Annotated in this window: 6 protein-coding genes and 1 pseudogene; 3 read left to right on the top strand and 4 right to left on the bottom strand. The window is 69.2% G+C overall.

Translation table 11 applies throughout. The features are described from left to right. Positions 1 to 61: 61 nt before the first annotated feature. From G6023_RS12615 to G6023_RS12605, 3 genes are all read right to left on the bottom strand, one after another. Positions 62 to 844 carry a phosphoadenylyl-sulfate reductase gene (locus G6023_RS12615; protein WP_182635819.1) on the bottom strand — a complete coding sequence of 261 codons (783 nt, stop codon included), beginning with the start codon at positions 842 to 844 and terminating at the stop codon, positions 62 to 64. Further along, positions 841 to 2,535: a nitrite/sulfite reductase gene (locus G6023_RS12610; RefSeq protein WP_182635816.1), complete on the bottom strand. Its 1,695-nt coding sequence runs from the start codon at positions 2,533 to 2,535 to the stop codon at positions 841 to 843. The genes G6023_RS12615 and G6023_RS12610 overlap by 4 nt, the downstream gene beginning before the upstream one ends. Before the next feature lie 92 nt (positions 2,536 to 2,627). Further along, positions 2,628 to 2,807 carry a hypothetical protein gene (locus G6023_RS12605; RefSeq protein ID WP_143337720.1) on the bottom strand — a complete coding sequence of 60 codons (180 nt, stop codon included), beginning with the start codon at positions 2,805 to 2,807 and terminating at the stop codon, positions 2,628 to 2,630. A 237-nt stretch (positions 2,808 to 3,044) separates the two neighbouring features. On the opposite strand from G6023_RS12605, the gene G6023_RS12600 reads away from it, so the two are divergent. Further along, positions 3,045 to 3,194, top strand: coding sequence for a hypothetical protein (locus tag G6023_RS12600; RefSeq protein ID WP_172812132.1), 150 nt, complete (start codon positions 3,045 to 3,047; stop codon positions 3,192 to 3,194). Between the two features lie 57 nt (positions 3,195 to 3,251). Here the strand turns inward: G6023_RS12600 and G6023_RS12595 are convergent, their stop codons facing one another. After that, complete coding sequence (locus G6023_RS12595; protein ID WP_240341207.1) at positions 3,252 to 4,142, bottom strand: patatin-like phospholipase family protein; 891 nt, start codon at positions 4,140 to 4,142, stop codon at positions 3,252 to 3,254. Between the two features lie 55 nt (positions 4,143 to 4,197). Here G6023_RS12595 and G6023_RS12590 point away from each other — a divergent pair, with 55 nt between their 5' ends. Beyond that, entirely contained in the window at positions 4,198 to 5,667 is a 1,470-nt protein-coding gene (locus tag G6023_RS12590; RefSeq protein ID WP_182635815.1) for an alanine/glycine:cation symporter family protein, read from the top strand. Next, positions 5,664 to 6,111: pseudogene (locus G6023_RS12585) on the top strand (adenosine deaminase); the annotation flags it as partial. The gene G6023_RS12590 and the pseudogene G6023_RS12585, both read left to right, overlap by 4 nt.

The raw sequence follows: 6,111 nt of genomic DNA, 5'->3' as shown, positions 1-6,111 counted from the left end.
GGGAGCCCGTCCAGCGCCGGCGTCGGTGCCGGGCCGGCGGGCGGCGCCGAGAGCGCACTGGTCACAGGTGGATGCCGCACTCGGTCTTGGACGATCCCGCCCAGCGGCCCGAGCGGGGATCCGCTCCGGCCTCGACGCGGCGGGTGCACGGCTCGCAGCCGATCGACGGGTAGCCGTCGTCGAGCAGCGGGTTGAGCAGGCACCCGTGCTCGGCCGCGTAGTCGTGGACGCGCTCGAGGGTCCACGCGACCAGCGGGTTGATCTTGACCATGGAGTGCTTCTCGTCCCACTCGACCATGGCCGCGCCGGCCCGGTGGTCGGTGTCCACGCGGCGCAGGCCGGTGATCCACGCCTCGTAGCCGGACAGGGCGGCGTCGAGGGGCTCCACCTTGCGCAGGCGGCAGCACAGCTCGGGGTCGGTCTCGAAGGGGCGCGGGCCGAGGGCGGCCTCGTGCTCGGCGCGGGTGGCCGGGCTGCGCACGTCCACCACGTTGAGGCCGGGCGTCGCCGCGAGCGCGTCGCGGACGCCGACAGTCTCGGAGAAGTGGTAGCTCGTGTCGAGGAACAGCACGTCCACGCCGGGGGCGTGGGGTGCGGTCATCTCCGGCACGACCGTGTTGGCCATGGAGCAGGCCACCGCGAGCGCGTCACCGAAGGTCTCGCCCGCCCAGGCCAGGACCTCGGCGGGGTCGATCTCGGAGTGGTTGCCGTAGAGGCCGCGGTCGTCGAAGCGACGGCCGGCCTCCTCTGCGATCGCCTTGAGCTCGGAGGTGGTGCGCTTCCGACCGGGGCCGGGGGTGAGGACCGTGCTGCGGGGCAGCAGGTCCAGAGCTACAGCCGTCATACGAGGGCCTCCTCGTCCACCCGGTGCGCCCACTCGGCGAAGGTCTCGCCGCCGGCACCGGTGTCCATGTACTTGCGGATCACGCGCTCGACGTAGTTGGGCAGCTCCGCCGACGGCACGCGGAGGCCGCGGACGGTGCGCCCGAGCCCACCCGACTCCTGGTCCTGGGAGGCCAGCCCGCCACCCAGGTGGACCTGGAATCCGGGGGTGTCACCGTCGAGCAGCTGTCCCTTGAGCCCGATGTCGGCGGTCTGGATCCGGGCGCAGCTGTTGGGGCAGCCGTTGAGGTGGATCGACAGCGGCGTGCGCAGGGGCGCGTCGTCGGCGAAGCGCCGCTCCAGCTCGTCGACCAGCGCGGTCGCCGTGTCCTTGGTGTCGACGAAGGCGAGCTTGCAGAACTCGATGCCGGTGCACGCCATGGTGGCGCGGCGGAACGAGCTCGGGCGGGCGTACATGCCGATCTCGGCCAGTCCGTCGACCAGCTGGTCGACCTTGTCCGGCTCGACGTCCAGCACGAGCAGCTTCTGGTGCGGGGTGAAGCGGACGCGCTTGGATCCCGCGGCCTCGGCGAGGTCGGCGACCTGCGCCAGCTTCTCGCCGCCCACGCGGCCGACGGTCGGGGCGGCGCCCACGTAGTAGCGGCCGTCCTTCTGCTCGAAGACGCCCACGTGGTCACCCGAGCCGACACCGCGGCGGGGTGCCGGGCCGTCCGGCAGCTCGCGGCCCAGGTACTCGTCCTGCATGACCTGGCGGAACTTCTCGGCGCCCCAGTCCTTGATGAGGAACTTGAGCCGGGCGCGCGTGCGCATGCGGCGGTAGCCGTAGTCGCGGAAGATGCCCACGACGGCGGCCCACACCTCGGCGGCCTCCTCCTGGCGGACGAACACGCCGATGCGGGTCGCGAGCTGCGGGTTCGTGGACAGGCCGCCGCCCACCCACAGGTCGTAACCGGGACCGAGCTCGGGATGCTCGACGCCCACCAGCGAGATGTCGTTGATCTCGTGGACCACGTCCAGGCTGGGGTGGCCGGTGATGGCGGACTTGAACTTGCGCGGCAGGTTCGAGAACTCGGGGGTGCCGATGTACTTGGCCTTGATCTCGGCGATCACCGGGGTGGGGTCGAGGATCTCGTTCTCCGCCACGCCCGCCACCGGGCTGCCGAGGATGACGCGCGGGCAGTCGCCGCAGGCCTCGACGGTGTCGATCCCCACGTCCTCGAGCCGCTGCCAGACGGCGGGGACGTCCTCGATCGCGATCCAGTGGTACTGGATGTTCTGCCGGTCGGAGATGTCGGCGGTGCCGCGGGCGAAGTCGGTCGAGATCCCCGCGAGCACGCGCAGCTGGTCGGTGGTGACCGCGCCGCCGTCGGTACGGACGCGCATCATGAAGTATTCGTCCTGCAACTCGTCGGCCTCCAGCTTGGAAGTGCGGGAGCCGTCGAGACCCTGCCTACGCTGGGTGTACAGGCCCCACCAGCGCATACGGCCGGAGAGGTCGTCCGACGGGATCGAGGCGAAGCCCTCCTTGGAGTACGTGTCCAGGATCCGCTGGCGCACGTTGAGCGCGTCGTCGGTGAGCTTGAACTCCTCGTTGTGGTTCAGCGTCAGCTTGCCGTCGATCTTCCACTGCCCCTGCGGCTTGGGCGCCCGCGCGGGACGAGCAGGGCGGGGGGCGGCTGCAGTATCGGTCATGACCGCGACAATAGTCAGGACAGACTGGTCTGTCTATCCAGGGTGACCTAACCGACCCCCGCCCGCCCGTCGTCACTCAGGTGACGTCGAGTTCACGCCCCCGGCAAGGTCGAGCCGAGATCCCCGGCGATGCCGAACAGGGTCCCCCAGAGGATCTGGACGATGTGGAACGGGAGGAACGTCGCCGAATCCACGAGGGTCGAGCCGGACTCCTGTACGAGACTGCCGGCCGCCGCCATCGACGACCCGGCGAGCTCTACGAGACTTCCCATGATGCACTCCTTCCGGAGCTGATCTGACGACCCATCCCTGTGGTGGATCCGCACCCCAGACGCCCCGCCGTCAGCCTAGGCATTTCCTCATAAAGTGGGAACCATGCAGCATAACGGTTAGGCAATTAGTTAAGGAGCGGAAAGGTCACGATTCGGCGGTGGCGTCGGCCCCGCGACCGACCGTAGTGTCTGAGACATAGCCCACAGCTGGTGGGTACCACATCGAAAGGACACACCATGTTCTCTGATTTCTGGGCAGGACTTGCAGCGGGCTCGGCCGAGCTCATCCCCGCGCCGTTCGGTTCGGCGGCCATCGACGGCCTGCTGCGCCTCCCGGCCTACGTACTCGGCACCCTCAGTGGTGGCGCGGAGCTGTTCGGCTCCTGATCTGACTCGACACGCCCCGGTGGTTCGCCACCGGGGCGTGTCGCGATTTCGGACGCTTTACATCCCGCAGAAGTCGAGCCAGGTGTCGACCTCACGCCTGGCCTGCTCCCGCCCGAGGACATACGCCTCGGCGAGACGGTCGACGCGCCGCTCGTAGCTGCGGATCATCACCCGGTGCGGCCGGAAGACCAGTGCTTCGCCCGACTCCTCCAACGCCTCGATCTCGTCGAGGGTCTCGTTGTAGAGGGCCCAGCGGTGCATCAGCGCCTCCCCCACCGCCGGGAACCGGCGGAAGTAGGAGCGGTAGAACGGCGTCAGCCGCCGTGGCGGGATCTTCCGATACCCGTGCGGCTGGGTGAGCACCACCAGGAACTTGTCGTACCCCGCGTCGCGAGCCTCCGACAGCGGGATCCCGCCGTCGTGACCCAGCGCCCCGTCGACGTAGTACTCGCCGTCGATGAGCACGGGCGGCATCCACACCGGCATCGTCGACGACGACCGGACCATCCTCATGAGGTCGCTCATCGACGTGATGTCATCCTCGCCCCAGAAGACGGTCTCTCCGTCGGAGCAGCGGAACGTCCCGATCCGCGCCTCGGTACCGCTGGCGTCGAACGTCTCGAAGTCGTACGGGAGCACCTCGTCCGGCAGTCCGGCCTGCTCGTAGATGTACTCGGCGTTGAACAGACCCTTGCCGCGGGCGAAGCTTCGCCAGTCGCCGAAGTTCGGGTCCGCCGCCATCTCCACGAAACTCTTGCGGGCCCGGACCGCGTCGCGCGACACGTAGTTCGCCAGATGGGAGGCACCCGCCGAGATCCCCGCGACCAACCCGGTGTGGATGCCCGCCTCGATCAGCGTCTCCACGACCCCCGCGGTGTGCACCGCCCGCATACCGCCGCCCTCGAAGAGCAGGGCGACGTCCGGGGCGGTCGGTGCGAAGTCGGTCACGACTCCCAGGGTAGGTCGGATCGCCTCAACTGCCGTGATCCGATACCGTCACCGTGTGAGCGCTGTCACCGATTTCATCGTGTCCATCAACGACGTCTACTGGTACGCGGTGATCGCGCTACTCGTCGTCGCCGGTCTCTACTTCTCCGTCACCACCCTCATCGTCCAGATCCGGATGTTCCCGGAGATGATCAGGGCGATCTTCGAGAAGCCGTCGGACATCGAGGAGGACAAGAAGGGCATTTCCGCCTTCCGGGCCTTCACCATCTCCGCCGCCTCCCGCGTGGGCACCGGGAACGTCGCCGGCGTGGCGATCGCGATCACGGTCGGCGGGCCGGGCGCGGTGTTCTGGATGTGGCTGCTGGCGATCATCGGCGGCGCCACCGCGTTCGTCGAGTCCACCCTGGCGCAGTTGTACAAGGTCAAGGGCAAGGACTCCTACGTGGGCGGACCCGCGTACTACATCCGCGACGGGCTGGGCTGGAAGCCGCTGGCCATCGCCTTCGCCGTGATCATCACCGTCACCTACGGGTTCGTGTTCAACGCCGTCCAGGCCAACTCGATCGCGCAGTCCGTCCGCAACCAGTTCTCCCTCGAGGGCTTCACCCCGGGCCTGATCATCGGCATCGGCCTCGCCCTCGTCGTGGGTGCCGTCATCTTCGGTGGCGTCCGCCGGTTGTCCGCGGTCACCGAGATCCTGGTCCCCGTGATGGCGGTGGCGTACATCGTCGTCGCCCTCGTCGTCGTCGCCCTCAACATCACCGAGGTCCCGGGGATGATCTCCCTCATCGTCGGCCACGCGCTCGGGCTCCGCGAGGTCGCCGGCGCCGCGGTCGGCGCGGCCATCATGCAGGGCATGCGCCGCGGACTGTTCTCCAACGAGGCCGGCATGGGCTCGGTGCCCAACGCCGCCGCCACCGCATCGGTCTCCCACCCGGTCAAGCAGGGCCTCGTCCAGACGCTCGGCGTCTACTTCGACACCATCATCGTGTGTTCGGCCACCGCCTTCATCATCCTGCTGGCCAACCCGGAGTTCGGCGGTGACCGCGAGGGCATCACGCTCACCCAGGACTCGCTGGCCGCCTCGGTCGGCGACTGGGGCGTCCCCTTCCTCATGGTGGTCATCTTCTTCCTCGCGTTCTCCTCCATCCTGGGCAACTCGTACTACGGCGAGGCCAACATCACCTTCCTGCGCGGCAACCCCGCCGCACTGCGTACCTTCCGCATCCTCGTGGTGCTCGCCGTCCTCGGTGGCAGCCTGGGCTCGGTCGACCTCATCTGGAACCTCGCCGACCTGTTCATGGGCGTCATGGCCACCATCAACCTCATCGCGATCATCCCGCTCGGCGGTCTCGCGGTGGCGCTCCTGCAGCACTACCTGCAGCAGCGGGCCAAGGGCCACAACCCGGTGTTCCACCGCGACGACCTGCCCAAGGCGCGGAACGTCTCCTCGTGGGACGGCACCGACCCCATGACCCACCAGCACGTCGCCGACGAGGCCCGCGAGGTCAAGGCCGAGGAATGACCCCCGGCACGAGCGCCCGCGACCGCTTCACCGCGCTGCCCAAGGCGCACCTGCACGTGCACCTCGAGGCGGCGATGCGCGAGGCCACCCTGAGGCAGTGGTGCGCGGAGGACGGCATCGAGGCGCCGCCGCTCGTGGAGTATGCGGACTTCACCGCGTTCCTCGGCGCGTACGGCCTGCTCATCGACCTGCTGCACACCCCGGAGCGGGTCGGGCGGCTACTGGACGAGGTGGTCGCCGACGCCGCCGCGCAGGGTGTGGTGGCGCTGGAGTTCGCGTCGATCCCCGAGAAGGCGGTCGCGTTCGGCTCAGCGGAGGAGGCGCTCGAGTTCATCCTCCCGGCCGCGGCCGACGCCGGGCGCCGTCACGGCGTGTGGACCGGCGCCATCGTGAGTATCGACCGCGGCGCCGGGCCCGAGCACGCCGTGGAGGCGGCCCGGTTGG

The sequence above is a fragment of the Dietzia sp. DQ11-71 genome, assembly GCF_014144995.1.
In the GTDB taxonomy this organism is placed as follows: domain Bacteria; phylum Actinomycetota; class Actinomycetes; order Mycobacteriales; family Mycobacteriaceae; genus Dietzia; species Dietzia kunjamensis.
Note: the sequence above shows the minus strand (reverse complement) of the source record. Positions and strands in the feature narration are given on the sequence as shown.

What these genes read in the sequence shown, in the direction of transcription:
- G6023_RS12615 (WP_182635819.1), bottom strand. Translation starts at nt 844, where the DNA reads ATGACGGCTGTAGCTCTGGACCTGCTGCCCCGCAGCACGGTCCTCACC.
- G6023_RS12610 (WP_182635816.1), bottom strand. Translation starts at nt 2,535, where the DNA reads ATGACCGATACTGCAGCCGCCCCCCGCCCTGCTCGTCCCGCGCGGGCG.
- G6023_RS12605 (WP_143337720.1), bottom strand. Translation starts at nt 2,807, where the DNA reads ATGGGAAGTCTCGTAGAGCTCGCCGGGTCGTCGATGGCGGCGGCCGGC.
- G6023_RS12600 (WP_172812132.1), top strand. Translation starts at nt 3,045, where the DNA reads ATGTTCTCTGATTTCTGGGCAGGACTTGCAGCGGGCTCGGCCGAGCTC.